We start from the raw sequence: 17,929 nt of genomic DNA, 5'->3' as shown, positions 1-17,929 counted from the left end.
AACTTTTAGCCTACTTCTGTAATCATTAAATCCAAGCCAAGACGAATAATATCTTGAGCCTCTAGTTTTGAGGTGTTTACATAATCTATCAATGCGAAATCTTCTGGAACTACTTCATATATCCCAAGATTTTCCATCTTCTCAATATCTCCCGCGATACAAGCTTTTAGCAATTGCATAGGATAAACATCCATAGGCAACACATCTTCCATTTCTCCAGTAACAACCAATGCACGTTCTTCCCCATTTAAATTGGTATTTAGATCGTACTTCTTTTTTGGAAATAACCAAGAAAGAGAAGTTCTAGAAGTGGAATGAATATTATTGTACGTGAATGGCAACCATCCTAACATTCTAAATTTATTTCCTTCTGGAATTAATGTAAGGCTAGTATTATAAAATCCAATATATTGATTGTTAGAAAGCTTAGTCCCGGTTAAAACATCTCCAGAAATAATTCTAACATCATCTGATACCTGACCAATTAGATCTGAAACATTAGCTCCAATCTTGATCTTATAATATTTATTCTCTTTAGCTTCACTACCAGATAAAGCAATAGTTCTATCTGGATGGTATTGCCCTGTTAAGAAAACATTTCCAATAATAGAAACATCCTCTGCCCCAACAGCCCAAACTCTTTCACCAATATTAATAGGATCAATTTTATGGATCTGAACACCAACATTCCCTGCAGGATGCGGCCCGGTAACTTTATGAAGCTCTACTCCTGTAATTCCTTTTAAAATTGCTTCGGAAGAAGCATCTACTGAAAGATGTACTTTTCCTGAAGTTAATTTCTGAAGTGCATTGACTCCTTCTTGAAAAGCTGCAATTTTATCTTTCAGCAAAAAACCAATATCTGCTGACAAAGGAGCTGTACTTACCGCTGAAATAAAGACCGCTTTTGGAGTGTCCTCCGGAGAAGCAACAATATCGTAAGGACGTTGGTTTAAAAATGCACCACAACCGCTCTCAAATACCCGGCTTTTCACAGCTTCCGCAGTAGAACTTGTAGCATCCATTTTTCCGAAATCCTTAAAACTATCGGTAGGATCTGCATCCACGATAACTTCAATTATTCGGCGCTTTTCTGCACGTTTAATTTCTTTTAGAGTTCCACTAACTGGAGATGTAAATGTTAATTTCTCGTCGTACTTAGAAAAGAAAAGCACATCACCGGCTAAAACTGTTGCTCCTTCTTTAAGAGTTACTTTTGGTACTACAGAGTGGAAATCTGGGGGCTTAATAGCGTAAGTCTTAGACCTAGGAGCCTCAAGAACTTGTTTTTCCGCTTCCCCTTTTAAACGTAGGGTAAGCCCTCTTTTTATTCGAATGTCTTTTGACATAGGATGAAGTGTATATTAAATTTGTTTTTTAAAGTGTGCAAATTTACTAATTTTAACCCTATAATTCCCAAAGAAATTGGATAATTTTCAATGTAACACTTGTTAAAGTAATACTGCAAAATAATGGGAATAAAATTTGTATTCGCCTTTATTCTAATAACTAATCAAATGAATAATATTCTTAGCTTATTTTGTTTTCTGTGCGTAACACTTTCCATTGCCCAAGTGCAAGTAGAAGTTTTACCTCCCAATTATATAAAAAGCATTATTCTAAAAGGAAATTCAGACATATCTGGCAATCCCGTAATTCAATTAGGACAATCCTTAACTTTAGAATTCGATGATATTATTGGTGACGAAGCCGATTATTATTACACTTTGGAACATTTTAATTACGATTGGACGCCATCAGACTTAATAAAAACTGAATATTTAACTGGCTTTGACAACCTTAGGATTATCAACTATATGAATTCCTACAATACGCTTCAAGGATTTACCCATTACAATCTCAAAATTCCAAATAAAGATACCAAATCTTTGAAGGTTAGCGGGAATTATATGCTTAAAATTCTTAATGTGAATGACGAGTTAGTTTTTTCTAGAAAATTTATGGTATATAGGCCAATTGCTCAAGTAAAAGTTGCTATAAAAAGATCACGTGATCTCAAGTATATTAATTCAAGGCAGGTAGTTAATTTCAGTATTAATTCTCCAGACTTTTTAATTAGGAATCCAGAGTCCACTGTAAAAGTACTCATCACTAAAAACCATAATTTAAAGTCTAGTATAGAAGTTTTAAAACCACAATACACCATTGGAAATGAGTTGATCTATAAATACGATCAGGAAACTTCTTTTCAAGCAAGCAACGAATATCTACAATTTGACAGTAAAGATATTCGCTCAACCACTTTAGATATTGGAAGAATCGAATTGAATGAACTCTACAGTCACTTTCTTTTTACCGACAGATCTAGAGCTACTGAACCATATACATACAACCCGGACATCAACGGTCAATTTGTGATTCGCACCTTACAGGGTGAAAATTCCTCTATTGAAGCTGAGTATGTTTGGACACATTTTAAACTTCAGAATTACGACCCGTTAGAAGGAGGAGAACTACATTTATATGGAGCATTCAATAATTTTGTACTAGATGATTCTACTTTGATGAAATACAACAAGGAATCTGGTTTATATGAAAACACTTTACTTATAAAACAAGGGTTTTATAATTACAAATATGTGCTTTTAAATAAGGACGGATTTTTAGATGAGGGATTTATTAGCGGAGATTTTGAAGTGACCGAGAATGAATATCAAGTTTTAGTGTACTTTAGAGATCTGGGAGCGAGATTCGATCAAATTATTGGTTACGGAAATGCGAGTTCCCTGAATATTTCGAACTAATCAACTCTCAATATACTTAGCTGATGAAGAGCGAAATCTCCTTAACTAAATACCGTGGTTTATGTTGCTTAAATTGCGGCCATCCACTAGACATAAGCGATAAATTTTGCTCAAACTGTGGGCAAACAAACAACACCAAAAAATTATCTTTCAATGATTTTTTTTTAGAATTCTTCGGCGGGATCTTTTCTTATGATTCCAGAATGAACAGAACTTTAGCTACTCTGATTTTTTATCCCGGTAAGATCTCGAGAGATTATATAAATGGAATAAGAACAAAATATGCCAATCCGTTTCGATTCTTCTTAAGTATTTCAATTATATTTTTTATTATTTGGAGCTTTACTTTTCAGTCTAATAACTTCGGCGGGGTTTCAGATAACCAAACAGTTGCAGAACTAGATCAATTTTCAGAAAAGGAAAAAGAAGAATTAAAAGAAGAGCTTCAGAAAGTTCCTTTTGGAAAGGAGATAGACCTAGACACTATCTTGGGCATTAAACCCGCAGAAATAACTAAAAATTATAAGGATCGTCATCTTACACAAAGGCAACTGGACACTTTAAATTTAGTAGAATCATCTTTTAAGCAAATAAGCCTTTATTCAGAATTTTACAATCAAACAAGTATTCTAAATCCAGAAGAAGCAATAGATAGTTTAGATCATTCCAATAAATTCTGGAATAGATATTTATATAGAAAAGCAGTAGATACTGAGATCATAAGGAACAACCCGAAAGTGTTTTTTGACTATCTAATTAGTAAATCACCCTTTATTATATTCTTCTTTTTACCGGTTTTTGCGCTAATCATTTGGCTTTTTTATTTCTATAAGCCAATTAATTATATGGAGCATTTAGTTTTTACTTTTCATGTACAAAGCACGTTTTTTGTGTTTGTATTAATTGGTTTAATCATAGACCTTATTTTTAAATCGGAAGTGTTCAGCACAATTGCGCTTATAATTTTTCTGTTCTACCTTTATAAAGCCCTTCGGAATTTTTATAATGAAAGAAGATTTGTAACAATTGTTAAATTTCTGGCTCTAAATTTTATATTTCTTACATTAGCTATAATAGCGGCATTTATTTCAGCTCTTACATTTTTTGCAATTAGATAAATATGGTTCAAAAAGTTACATGTGGAATTAAAATTTCCGTAGAGACCAATTTCGAAGGCACATTTTATAAAAATTATAAGATCCACTTTGCTTTTGGTTACAGAGTAACTATTGAGAACCAGAGTAAAGATTCTGTACAATTAACATCCAGATTCTGGAACATCAAAGATGCTCTCAAGGATACCGAAATTGTACAGGGAGAAGGGGTTATAGGTAAAAAACCTGTTTTAATGCCTGGTGAAACTCATACTTATAGCAGTGGATGTCTACTTTCTGCTCCATTTGGATCTATGAGTGGCTATTACAATATGGTCAATTTTACGACCTCAAAAAAATTCAAAGTTGCGATCCCCGCTTTTAAACTAAGCGCTCCCTTTGCATTAAATTAAAGATTTAATTAGCGGTCCAGATTGCCATCGGGACACCTCTTATTTTTAAAATATTTACCTCCAGAACCAACGTTACTTAGCTCTCGGGTTTGTCGAGGAATTCTTGATTTAGAATTCTATTTCGATGATATCTCGATCCTTTAAATCCATAAATTTCATTTTTATTTCTTCTGAAGTCTTCTCAATTTGAGAGATATTTTGAGTTTTCACAAATCCTCTATCCATAATTACATCAATATTAGCATCTCCAATTCCGGCTGAAGTATGAAACTCCCATAAAGCTTCGGCACTTAAGGATTTATCATTTTGAAATTCTAGAAACCATTGCTCTCTAATTGTTTTCATTTCAGAAGAATACAAAGGAGAAGAAGACCAGATATGAGATTTCAAATCCAGATCTTTAAAGTGCTTTATTTTACCATCCCAAACAAGTTCCAAAAAACGCAAACCGGAATTCCAATCTACTGCAACAATAGTAAAAGGTTCAATATTTTTAAAATTGTAGTTCTCTACAGCTTCATCAATAGAGATTGCCGCTAAAAGATCTTTCACCACCACCCCTCTACTTAATCTATAACTAGTTTCTCTAACATGTGGCTTAAACTCTCCATTAAGTAAACAGATCAATCTTTTTTGCTCACTTAAACCAATCCAGGTTCCACCAGCCAGTTTATCTTTTGGATAAAGCATTTTTATACCATTTTCAGAATAGAAATCTGGAGGAAGCGCTTCCCTTTCTGCAGATTCATCCCTGTTGGATGTAAGTATAAAACCGTTTTTTTTAGCTGAAATAGGAAGTAATGTAACCGTACACATAGATTAATGATATAAATGCTAATTTACAACATCTCCTCCAAATCTTCAGTTGAACTTCTCTAGTTGAAACTCAAGGTATCTCGGTTAATTTTTTTTATATTTACGACCATAAAACCGAATAAAAACATCAAAAAAATAATTATGGGAAAAGGATTTTTTCAAGTTCCAACAGCTATAAATGAGCCTATTAAGACTTATGCTCCGGGAACGCCTGAAAGAGAGGAAGTGTTACTTACTTATAAAGACATGTACAACAAAAAAATGGACGTTCCATTGTACATAGGTTCTGAAGAGATACGCACTGGAGATACTATGAGTATGCATCCTCCACATAATCACAAACATGATCTTGGTAAATTTCATTTAGCTAAGAAAAAACATATAGAACAAGCAATTGAATCTTGTCTTGAAGCAAGAACTGCTTGGGCAGATTTGCCTTGGGAACAAAGAGCTGCAGTATTTTTAAAAGCTGCCGACTTAATTGCTGGACCATACAGATCAAGAATAAATGCAGCAACAATGATCGGACAATCTAAAACGATCTTTCAAGCTGAAATTGATTCTGCATGCGAATTGATAGATTTCTTGACATTCAATGTAGAATATATGGCTCAGATTTATGAAGATCAACCAGAATCTTCTCCGGGAGTTTGGAATAGATTGGAATACCGTCCATTAGAAGGCTTTGTGTACGCAATTACACCTTTTAACTTTACAGCTATTGCCGGAAATCTTCCTGCAAGTGCCGCTTTAATGGGGAATACAGTAGTATGGAAACCAAGTGATAGTCAGGTTTTTTCTGCACAGGTAATCATGGAAGTTTTTAAAGAAGCTGGGGTGCCAGATGGTGTTATAAATATGGTAATGGGAGACCCTGTTATGATTACAGACACTGTATTGGCTAGTCCAGATTTCGCCGGAATTCACTTTACTGGAAGCACAAGTGTTTTTAAAGGAATTTGGGGAAAAATTGGTGCAAATATAGATAAGTATAAGACCTACCCACGTATTGTTGGAGAAACTGGTGGTAAAGATTTTATCTTGGCGCACAAAACAGCAAATGCAAAGCAAGTTGCAACCGCTATTGCAAGAGGAGCTTTCGAATTCCAAGGTCAGAAATGTAGTGCTGCATCCAGAGCCTATATTCCAAAAAGCCTTTGGGCAGAGGTAAAAGAATTTTTAGTTGAAGATGTGAATTCATTTAAAATGGGCTCTCCGGAAGACATGAGCAATTTTATTACTGCAGTGATCCACGAAGGTTCTTTTGACAAGTTAGCGAAGTATATAGACCAAGCTAAAAAGGATAAAAATGCTGAAATAGTTGTTGGAGGAAATTATGATAAATCTGAAGGATGGTTTATTGAACCAACTGTTATCCTTACAACAGACCCTAAATACACAACTATGGAAACAGAATTGTTCGGACCGGTAATTACTATTTATGTATATGATGATAATAAATGGGAAGAAACCTTAAAGCTAGTTGATGAAACCAGTATTTATGCATTAACTGGTGCTGTTCTTTCTGGAGATAGATATGCCGCAACACAAGCAACACAAGCCTTGCAAAATGCAGCTGGTAACTTCTATATTAACGACAAATGTACTGGAGCCGTAGTTGGGCAACAACCATTTGGAGGAGCAAGAGCCAGTGGAACTAACGATAAAGCAGGTTCTAAATTGAATTTATTAAGATGGATCTCTCCAAGGTTGATCAAGGAAACTTTTGTTCCTGCAACAGATTACAGATATCCGTTTATGGGAGAATAATTAATACTCAAATAAATTTATATAAGCCGCAAATTTTAAAGTTTGCGGCTTTTTTTTTCCTGAAAATTAAGCACTTAGATCATAATCTTTTAATCTTTGTAGGTTAAAAGCTTCTTTTAAAACTTATTGTAAACGATAAATTGACATTTTAACGATTTAAACGTCCTTTCACCGAATAGTTATCAAAAGTTAGATGTAATAACGTAATTTAGATTGTTAACTCACTAAAGACCAAACTAATACCCACAAAACTTCCCCAAAGTTTTGTTCACTATATAAATAATTACTCGATTACCCCCTACGTAATTTAGTTAGCTCTAAATATTTACTGCTATGGGAAAAAAATTACTTTCTGTATTCTTACTGTTTTCCTTATTTTTATTAAGCTCTTGGAGTGGGTTTGGGCAGTGCAGTGATACTGCGCCTACCGTTACTATTTCTACAAGTACAGGTTCAACCTTATGTAACGATGGAACAATAACTTTTAGCTCTAATGTTTCTCCAAATAATCCTTCCGTCAATTACGCCTATCAATGGCAAGTGAAATTAGGCGCCGGTAATTATACCAATATAAGCGGTCAAACCAGTTCCAGTCTGAATAATTATTCGCCTGCAATTGGTACCAATAGATTTAGACTGAATGTGACCTACTGTAGTGGGGCTCCAGAGGTAGCAACAGTAAATAGTCCTGAATCTGGAATCATTACCGTTTATGAAAAGAAAGAAGGAAAAATAACAATAAATGCCAGCAATACAAATATTTGCCCGGGAGAGAATGTTAGTTTTATGACTTCCAATCCAGGAAATTTGGGTGCCAGCCCATCATACAAATGGGAGTTAACGAGAAATGGCAGTATAAGCACGATTAGTACTGCAGCCTCGTTCTCCAATAATATGTTGCAAGCGGGAGATCAAATTCGCCTTTTGGTTAATTCTACTGTGCCCTGCGTAGATCCTGTGGAAAGCAATATAATTACTTTTACAGAAAAAGCAGGTACTCCAGATACCCCTGCTGCTTTTACTAGCGTCGAGACAGAAGTATGTCCCGGACTTTCCAAAACATATACAGTTCCCAATGACAATATGGCTTCAGAATATATCTGGACATTACCTTCGGGATGGAGCGGATCTAGTACTACAAATTCTATCACAGTTACCACAGGGAACTCTGGAAGTGGAGATATAACTGTTATAGCAAAAAATAGTTGCGGAACCAGTGCAGCCCGTTCCTTAGCTGTTTCAGTAAAAGCAGGGACTCCGGCTACTCCGGGAATAATTTCGGGTACAGCCCAGGCATGTCCTGGCATTGCACAGACTTTTTCTGTACCTAATGTCTCGGGGGTGAACTATACCTGGGATAAACCTACGGGATGGACAGGAACCAGCACTTCGAATTCTATTACTTTAACTCCCACTGCAGGAACTGCTGTAAACGGAAACCTTTCTGTAACAGCAGGCAACGATTGTGGAACCAGCCAAGCAAAAATCTTAGCTATTAGTGTTAAACCAGGAACTCCTGTTCAGCCAGGATCATTTACAGGTCCCGCTAACCTTTGCCCTGGGACACAGGAAACTTATTCAGTTCCACCTGTAACAGGTGCGACAAGTTATATATGGACCTTACCTACGGGTTTTTCAGCGTCAAATTTGACCACCTCCAACCCTACACTTGTTGTTACCGCAGGAAGTAATGGTTCGGGGAGCATAACAGTATCAGCTAGTAACGATTGCGATACAGGACCAGCGCAATCAAAAGCAATTGACATAAATCCACCAAAACCTGTTTTAACTGACGATATCACCGGATCAACAGGGGTTTGCGCAAGTACTCCGGGATTAAAATATTCTATTCCGACTATTACAAATGCATCAAGTTATGAATGGTCAATCCCTTCCGGATGGACTATTACATCTGGTTCAGGAACAAAAGAAATTACAGTTACAGCAGGAACCGCAGGAGGTACAATTTCTGTGAAGGCTATTAATGGTTGTGGAGATAGTGCTTCAAAAAGTATAACTGTAGGATTAAATCCGCCGCCGCCGGTAATTCCCGGTGCTATAACTTTTTCTGATGGCACAGATAAAGCTTGTGTTAATATACCAGAAACATATTCAATACCGGCTGTTTCTAATGCTACTGGTTATTTGTGGACATTACCAAACGGAACCACCCAATCTACAACTACTCCAAGTTTATCTTATACCGCTACCACTTCTGGATCACTAAACATGTCGGTTTCAGCCGTTAATTCCTGTGGAACAAGTACTGCTAAATCATTTAGTATAAATGTTGCTAGTGGTTTACCCGCTCAACCTGGAACAATTACAGCTAGCAAATATACCGTATGTCCTCCAGAAACTGGTTTCAAATTAAGTGTACCGCAAGCTACCGATGCAGACAGTTATCAATGGTTTTTACCAACAGGTTGGGAAGTAACCAATGGCGCAGGAACACGCACTATAACAGTAAAAATAAATGCATCTTCCAACTATTCGAATCCCACTGTGATAGGAGTTGAAGCTAAAAATAATTGTGGTAATAGTACCAGACGCAATACATCTTCCAACATTAACGATGCAAATGCTATTGCAGTAAGTGATTTTGTTTTCGTGAATTTGGGAGAAGATAAAACGGTATGTTCTTCCACTTCTCCTATTTCAATAACTGCTAATTACGATTTTGGAGGAAAAAATTTAAAATTAGAGACCATTAGATCGTCTTCAGGCCAAAACCTCTCCGTTCCGAACAGTAATTCAAATTCTTATACTTTTAACTACACTCCGTCATCCACCGACCTTTCCAATGGACAGGTGACAATTATTTTAACCACTCAAAGCCCCGGCGGTGCTTGCCAGGCAGGAAAAGATGAAATGACGATCTTTTTCAGGCCCGATCCCACCGCCAGTATTGTTACTCCTGCGGCCATATGTTCGGGAGGTTCTACCACACTCAATATCACAGCGACACCCAATACTGTAGTCACTTATAGGATAGGTACCGGTGGAGATCAAACTTTAAACATAGGTGCAGGTGGTACTGCGGTCATAAATACCGGGATATTAACCGGTAATACAACTTATAATTTAAGAAGCGTTCAATATCAAAACACTCCTTCTTGTTCTAAAACTATTTCGGGCTCTACTACGGTAACAGTAACCCCCAAACCAACTGCTAATATCTCCTATGCTACACCATTTTGTAGTTCTACAGAAACTGCTCAATCAGTAACTTTAAACACCACCGGAACAGTAACAGGGGCACAATTTTCTGCTTCCTCTGGATTAACAATAAACCCAACTACAGGAGCAATTACTCCCGGCACACCAGGTACATATACGGTAACATATACCATTCCTGCATCCGGAGGATGTGAAGCAGTAATTGCAACAACTCAGGTTAAAATATCCGAAAAAGTAGCTATAACCTCGCAACCAGCAGGGGATAGGGTTTGTGAAGGAGAAAATGTTCAATTTTCGGTTTCAGCCACCGGGGAAGGGCTGACTTATATATGGTTCAAAGGAACTGTCGGATCCGGTACTGCTGTAACAGGAGGAACAACTTCTGTTCTGACTTTAAACAATGTCACCATTTCAAATGCTGGAAGTTATTATGTGGAAGTCAGCGGAACATCCCCTTGTGCCAAAGTTCCATCTCAGGTTGTGGAGTTGGTGATAGATGAGGACATTGAAATTAATACTCAACCAGCTAACACAGCAATTTGTGTTGGTGGCACAGCAACTTTAAATGTAGCCGCTTCTGCGGGGAGTAAAGCTTTGAATTACCAATGGTATAAAGGAGCGCCAGGATCTGGGACAGCTTTAGGCACAAATTCTGCCTCTCTCGTGATATCTGGAGCAACTCTTAATGATAGTGCAAATTACTATGTAGTGATTAGTGGCCCTGAGGATTTTATTTGTGATCCTGTAACTTCACAAACTGCTGTTCTTTCAGTTAGGGATACCCCGATAGTAGAAATTTCAGGAACTACTGAGATATGCGATGCAGGAGATACAGAAATATTTTTTACCACTGGGACACCCAATGCTATAGTTACTTATACAATTAATAACGGAAGCTCACAAACCATAACGCTGAATGCTTCCGGGGAAGCTGTCTTATCAACAGGTAGTTTGAATGTTACCAACAATGAAATTACCACTTTCACCTATGGACTGGTAAGTGTAATGTATCCGGACGCACCAGATTGCACGAACAATGTATCCGGTTCAGCTGTAGTTACAGTAAATCCTACCCCTGAAGCAAATGTCTCTTTTGAAAACGACCAGATCACGTTTTGCAATGATACCACCCAGGGTTCCTTTACACCAAATTTACAAGGTTCAGGAGCGTTTACCAATGGAATATTCTCTGCAGAAGGCCTTACTGTCGATCCTAATGATGGTTCATTTTCTCCGGCCAACACAGCCGCGGGTAACTATGTTTTAAAATATTTTTTAACAGGTGCAGGAGGTTGTTCTGATCTCGGTGCGACTTTGGACATTATTATATACGAAAATGTAAAAATAACCTCTGAACCCTTTCCTGTAGCGGCTTGTACTGCGAACAGCACCCAACTTGAGGTGGCTGCAACGGGAGATGATCTTAGATATCAATGGTTTAAAGTAGGTGCCACTGATGCTGAGGTTGGTAACAATTCTCCAATATTAGAGCTCAACAATATCACAGCTGTAAATGCGGGTGATTATTATGTAGTTATTAGTGGAGACAATGCCTGCGGCTCTGCTACATCTGAATTTGTGACTGTAACCGTAGATGAAAATATTGTCATCGCAGCAGAAGATCAGCCCCAAAGCCAGAATATATGTTCGGGTAATGAAGCAACTTTGAGAGTTTCAGCTACGGCCTCGGGAGACAACACTACAATACAATATCAATGGCAGTTTAGAGCAACTTCACAAGATGCCTGGAGCGACTCTGGAGCTAGCCAGACAGGTGATACTTTTTCAGAAATTTCTACCGGACAGGCTGGAGAATACCGGGTCCGAATTGATGGCCCTGACGGCTTTTCCTGTGACACCGGATTTTCACAGATTGTAAAGGTCACTACCTACGAAGCTCCAACCGCAAATGCAGGTGAAAATTTTGAAATTTGCAGCACTGAAAATTCCATTGCCATAGGAGAAGGAGCTACAGCTTCCAATCAAACCTCCCTTATTTGGACTACAACCGGAGCTGGAACAATTTCGAATGCAACCAATTTAACCGAGGCAACCTATGCTCCGGTAGCGGCAGATCTTGGAGTGACCTTGATCTTTACTCTTAGCGGAATTCTTGAAGTAGAAGGAGTTCAAATTTGTGAAGATGCTGCAGATACAAAGGAAATTACTATAATTTCACAGCCGGAACTTACCGCATTTACCTATACTTCCACATTAGCAGATACTGCTACCGAATTCTGTGAAACAGATACCGCTGTAAAATCTCCTACGATAGAAGGAAACAATCTTGGAAATGGAACCGGAGTCTTTACAGTAGATAAGACGGAATTAACACTCGATTCCCAGACAGGTGAATTTACTCCAAATGATACTGATCCCGGAGTTTATATTATAACCTATACTTTTAATGCCACTTCCACTACAGCGGTTTGTACTGAGGTGTCCAGAGACTTTACAGTAACCATAGGCGCAAATCCGGTAGCTACTTTTGAGTACGACAATACAATTTATTGCAGAGATACCCGGGATAATACTTTCAATACAGCTCCGATAATTTCTTTTACTGAAGACGGACACGAAAACGCTGATAGTTTTGTTGCTGATGATGCTGGATTGGTTTTAGACGAAGCAACGGGAAGTATAGACCTCTCTGCCAGTACTGCGGGAATCTATAAGATTACAAGAACGGTTGATTATACCGGAACTGATGAAGATGGCTGTCAGCCGGTTACTGCTGAATTTAACTTAACTATAAATGACAGACCAATTCCCGATTTCACTTATTCAGTTACAGAATATTGTTCAGATCCTGCTGCTACCGTTTCTATAGATCCTGTTTGGGAAACCAATGCTGTTCAAGGTATTTTTAGCTATACCTCTACTCCAACAGGAGCTAATCTGGTTATGGATTCCGATGGAAAAATAAACATCACTACAAGTGATGAAGGAACTTATACAATTAAAAACACCCTAGACACTGAAGAAGATGGTTGTGATGCAGTTTCTGCGGAATTTACTATAACCATTGATAAGTTACCTGTGGCTTCTTTTAGTTATGCAGGAATAAGTGCTGAAAAAAGCTTTTGTATTTCAAATTTGGGAGCAACTATTGACACAACTCCTGATACAGGAGGAACATACTCAATTAGTGGCCCGAGTGCGTTAGTTACAGTAAATTCCTCAAACGGTCAACTTACTTGGACTGCGGCAGATGGCGTAGCCGGAAGTTATGTTGTAACATACAAAGTACCTGCAGGAACAGTTTGCGAGGAAGTTTCCTATTCCGAAACTATTAGTATAGATGCTCTTCCAGTTGGAGGCGTCGTAAATTTTACGGGAGTCGGCCGGGTATTTACAACTTGTGAAAATGCTGTTGACGGCTATGCAGCTCCACTGGTTTTAACAGGTGAAACCGGACAAGTAGTAGAGTGGCAGTATAAAACTGCTACCTCTTCAATCTGGTCAATTTATAACAGCCAGGATGCTCAGTTAAGTAGTGATGAGGTTGAAGATCTGGTTAACAATACCTCCACTGTTATTAGAGCAAAAATTTCAAATGGGACCTGTAATACTAATACCTTTTCTGCCACGGCTATTGTAAGTGTAATTCCTTCTGACATAAAACCTTCACCCGTGGAAGCCGAGCCCACTATAGTTTGTTTTGGTACAGATATTTCCTTAAGTTCCAAAACCGGATATGGCGAAGGCTTTGGATATTTTGAAGGCGGAGACTTTACCAATGCCGGGATAAAAAATAATGGATGGAATTTTACTGATCCCAACGGAAATGAAATTCCTTTTGACGCCTCTGCAAACTCGGGAACACCTATACATTGGCACAAGACACAGCCAAAATGGAAATTTGAAACTGCAGCTATAAATTCTCCATATACTTTAACAGATAGGTGGTGGAATCCGCTCTCCGATGGGAAAACAAATGAGCATTTTGCCATTACACAAGGGGCTTTTTCATCGAATATGGACACTCCCCCTTTCACCTTAACGGGAATGGATGAGGCCAAGGTGACATTCGACCAGGCATATAACCTCACAACGGGTGCCACAATTCGAGTGGTTTTATTAAAAAACGGCGTAGAATATAAAGAGCTTGATAAAATAACTGGACCGGCAAGTAGCGGGAACTATGAAGGTTTTGGAAGTGGAACACCCAATGTTAATGATATGTCCTATGACCTGGGCAGCTATTTAGGAGAAGCTAATTTAAAAGTCCGTTTCGAATATACCGGCGTAAGGCGCGGTGATGTGTGGGCGGTGGATAACATTAAAGTCCCTGAAGGGCCTCAGGGAGTTTTATTGCAATGGTTCTATGATGACGATCCAAGTGATACAAATAATAGCCTGGAACAAATAGGCGTTGATAATGAAGAGAAAGTATCCTTTACGCCCAGAAAAATTGGCTGGAATGACTTTGAGGTAAAAACAGCTTTACTACTGGATAGCAATGGCAATGCCTGTGAGAGTTTAGATAATATTGAGAGGATAAGAGTATTTGTTTTTGACACTTATGAGACTAGTGTAGCAGTCATACCTGCAGGTTGTGGTAGCTATTCTGCCACATTAGATGCATCAATTAGTGCAGCTCTTCAGGGAGAAGAATTAGATGAAACAGAAGTTACTTTTGATGGATATCGAGGAGAATGGAAAATAATTCCAGAAGGAGATAACTACACTCTAATAAATCAAGATGTAAGCAGCGGATTAGAACCTAAATATGATCCACATGTAATTTTTGAATCTGGCAGCAATTCAGACTTCACTATTACCTGGGAGTTGAAACCAACTGCGGTATATCCAGATGATTATTCAATTGTAGAACTACAAGGTCTGCCTGTAGAAAACCCTGCATGTCCTCCGGTTTCTATACCTGTCACTCCTGTCTTTACTGATTGTACTACCTTAGATTTTGACGGTGAAGATGATGTTATAGTTGTTGCCAATCCCTACTCCGATGTTGTAAGCATTGAAGCCTGGATTAGGCCTGAAGTAGCTGGTGGAACTATTATCTCCGGGCCTAATTTCCGAATTTCCACGCCAACCGAGATCACACCAAATTCAAGATGGTATCATATTGCTGTTAGCGGTGGAAGACTTTATATAGATGGAATAGATAAAAGAGCCCTTTCTCTTGGAACTGGTGGAACAAAAACCCTAATAGGTGCTGATTGGATTGATGGCGCAACTACTAACCACTTCTCCGGCTGGATAGAAGAGGTAAGATTGTGGAAGGAAGAACTTACCGTAGAGCAAATTCGTTTTATGATGAACCAACGTCTTCAGGCGGGAGCAAATATTGGAGAACAAATTCCAATGCCAGCACCGGGTAACCTACAATTTTCTGCTCTCGTAGGCTATTATAGGTTAATTTCAGCAGTGCCTGATCCTCTAAACCTTGTGGAATTTGATGTAAATCTTATGCCAGTAAATGGTGTTACACCAAATTTGGTAAATGCAGCAATTCCCGGTAGATTATTGAACATGACAACCAATCAAGAAAACACTGCTCCCCTTCCCTACTTTTCCGGAAATAATGGTCCATGGGGAACAGACGGAACCTGGGCAAGACCAGCTGTTTGGGATCCACCACATACCGCTCCAATAGAATGGAATATCGTTAAAACTTCGCACAATATAACTTCTGGAGAAAGAGACATAAAAGTTTTAGGTTTAATTTCTGAAAAAGAAACACTTGATATGGAAGGTGCAAATCCTACAGATTGGGAAAATGGAACGAGTGGAAGCGGAAATGAATTATTCATTTCTCACTATTTACTTTTAAATGGTATCATCGATCTAAATGGTGAATCACAACTTGTCCAACCTGTCCGTAGCATTGTTGCTGAAAGCAGCACAGGCTATTTAGAGAGGGACCAACAAGGGACTTTAAGTAGTTTCAATTATAATTACTGGACTTCCCCTGTAAGTGTTCAAGGAGCAGCAAACAACTCTGGATTTACAATGCGTAGTGTAATGTGGGATGGAACCGATTCTAACAGTCCTATATCAATAAATTATCAACCGGGATATCCCGCGGCTGATGGACAAAAAACAAATCCAATTACTAAGAGTGATTATTGGATTTTTAAATTTGATAATCGCACAGCAGATGATTATGATTCCTGGCAACATATTGGAAGTACTGGTGTTTTAAAAGCAGGAGAAGGCCACACGATGAAAGGGGTTTCTGGTTTAGGTGGCGTTAATGCAATTGCACAATCACAAAACTATGTCTATAGAGGCAAACCTAACAATGGAGATATCACTTTAACTTTGGATAAGAAACGAAATTACTTAGTTGGTAATCCATATACTTCTTCCATAGATTCTAAGGAGTTTATTAAGGATAATTTAAAAGATACTCCAGGAGGGCGTAATATTATTAATGTATTCGATGGAGCTATCTATTTCTGGGATCATTTCTCCGGAGCTACACATGTTTTAAGAGAATATATTGGAGGCTATGCGGTATTAAATATAACTGGAGGAGTTCGTTCAATAGCCACAGATGATAGAATTAATTCTACTGGAACTTACGGGAAAACTCCTAAACAATTTATACCTGTTTCCCAAGGTTTTTTCATCAATTCCGGCGAAGTGGTAAATATCAATAATGAAGTAATTTTTACACCAGATGGCGGACAAATTACCTTCAAAAATAGTCAACGCATATTTGAAAGTGAAGGTGCCGAAAATTCAATCTTTTTAAGACCCGAGAATATTTCAAAAACAGGAAAAGAAGAAACTAAAAATGTTACTCCAAAAATTCGAATTGCGTTTAAATCTCCAAAAGGATATAATAGACAACTTTTAGTAGGTGCAGATCCAAATACAACAAATGGATTTGATCTTGGATATGATGCCCCTATGATAGAATATAATCTGGAGGACATGTATTGGCTTCAAGAAGGAAACTTCCTTGTAATTCAAGGAGTACCCGATTTTGGTAAAGAACAAGTATTACCAATAGGAATTAGAATAGATCAAGAAGGAGAATTTAAAATTAAAATTGATGAGCTAGAAAATATGAGCGATGATCATACTATCTATTTAAAAGATATTGTTTTAGATACTATTCATGATCTTCGAGCTGGTCCTTATACCTCCACTTCAGAACCAGGTGAAATTACCGATAGATTCCAGTTGATATTCTATAAAGAGCAGGCCACTCCAGATCCTATTGTGGTGGAAGAACCTATCATAGACGATTTTTCAGAGATAAGTCTTCTTCACTCTTATTCAGCTAATGAGATGATGGTATTAAATCCTAAAGAACTTGAGATTTCTGTGATTCATTTGTTCGACCTGAATGGGAAATTGATAGAAATATTTGATGAAGTACCTTCAGAAACAGAGATTAGACTTAAGGTTTCTAATTATAGTGAAGGGATTTATATTTTAAAAATGCATACTGATGAAGAGATCATAACTAGAAAAATAATTATAAAAAAATAAAAATCACATCATCATATTTAAATATATCTCATTGGTTATAGATCATTTGACAATTTAACTGAAAGCTGTTTAAAATAAAATATGAGAACTCCTTAAATAAGTAGGCCTTTAATAAAACTAATAATTTTATTAAAGGCCTACTTATAAATATAAGACTACTTCCCTATTTAAATTTAAGAAATAGAAGTTGCTGGTTTACAGAAAACATATAGCTTCTTGGATTACCTTCTGCTAAAATCAAACTTAAAATTGCCAATCGAAATTTTGTTTAGGGTTTGAAAAATCCTGAAGCATGCTTTAACGTACTCTATTTATTAGAATTTAATGGAAATAAAACTTGCAATGGGTTTAAAACTTTTCAGTCTTGGAAAAGTTTTAAAGAAAACACCAGTTCTGTTTATTTAGAGAAAGTTAAATCAGG

Annotated in this window: 7 protein-coding genes; 5 read left to right on the top strand and 2 right to left on the bottom strand. The window is 37.5% G+C overall.

The features are described 5' to 3' along the window. Positions 1-5 precede the first annotated feature (5 nt). On the bottom strand, positions 6-1,349 hold the full coding sequence (locus ES724_RS13275) for a Na(+)-translocating NADH-quinone reductase subunit A (RefSeq protein ID WP_146933683.1): 1,344 nt from the start codon (positions 1,347-1,349) through the stop codon (positions 6-8). 168 nt (positions 1,350-1,517) lie between these two features. Here ES724_RS13275 and ES724_RS13270 point away from each other — a divergent pair, with 168 nt between their 5' ends. The 3 genes from ES724_RS13270 (at position 1,518) to apaG (ending at position 4,272) form a co-directional block, all read left to right on the top strand. Beyond that, positions 1,518-2,765: a type IX secretion system plug protein gene (locus ES724_RS13270; RefSeq protein WP_146933681.1), complete on the top strand. Its 1,248-nt coding sequence runs from the start codon at positions 1,518-1,520 to the stop codon at positions 2,763-2,765. Between the two features lie 203 nt (positions 2,766-2,968). Next, complete coding sequence (locus ES724_RS13265; RefSeq protein ID WP_246136878.1) at positions 2,969-3,883, top strand: DUF3667 domain-containing protein; 915 nt, start codon at positions 2,969-2,971, stop codon at positions 3,881-3,883. A gap of 2 nt (positions 3,884-3,885) precedes the next feature. After that, positions 3,886-4,272 carry a Co2+/Mg2+ efflux protein ApaG gene (apaG, locus tag ES724_RS13260; protein ID WP_146933677.1) on the top strand — a complete coding sequence of 129 codons (387 nt, stop codon included), beginning with the start codon at positions 3,886-3,888 and terminating at the stop codon, positions 4,270-4,272. Positions 4,273-4,380: 108 nt separating this feature from the next. Here apaG and ES724_RS13255 read toward each other — a convergent pair whose 3' ends face one another. Continuing rightward, a complete protein-coding gene (locus tag ES724_RS13255; protein WP_146933675.1) occupies positions 4,381-5,088 on the bottom strand; it encodes an NRDE family protein in 708 nt (235 codons plus the stop codon). Positions 5,089-5,229: 141 nt separating this feature from the next. Between ES724_RS13255 and pruA the strand changes: the two genes are divergently transcribed. Next, positions 5,230-6,858: an L-glutamate gamma-semialdehyde dehydrogenase gene (pruA, locus tag ES724_RS13250; RefSeq protein ID WP_146933673.1), complete on the top strand. Its 1,629-nt coding sequence runs from the start codon at positions 5,230-5,232 to the stop codon at positions 6,856-6,858. Positions 6,859-7,191: 333 nt separating this feature from the next. Further along, positions 7,192-17,508: an Ig-like domain-containing protein gene (locus ES724_RS13245; RefSeq protein ID WP_146933671.1), complete on the top strand. Its 10,317-nt coding sequence runs from the start codon at positions 7,192-7,194 to the stop codon at positions 17,506-17,508. Positions 17,509-17,929: the final 421 nt, after the last annotated feature.

This window comes from Gillisia hiemivivida, assembly GCF_007997295.1.
GTDB lineage: Bacteria > Bacteroidota > Bacteroidia > Flavobacteriales > Flavobacteriaceae > Gillisia > Gillisia hiemivivida.
The sequence above is the reverse complement of the archived record's forward strand: the minus strand, read 5'-3'. Positions and strand labels throughout refer to the sequence as shown.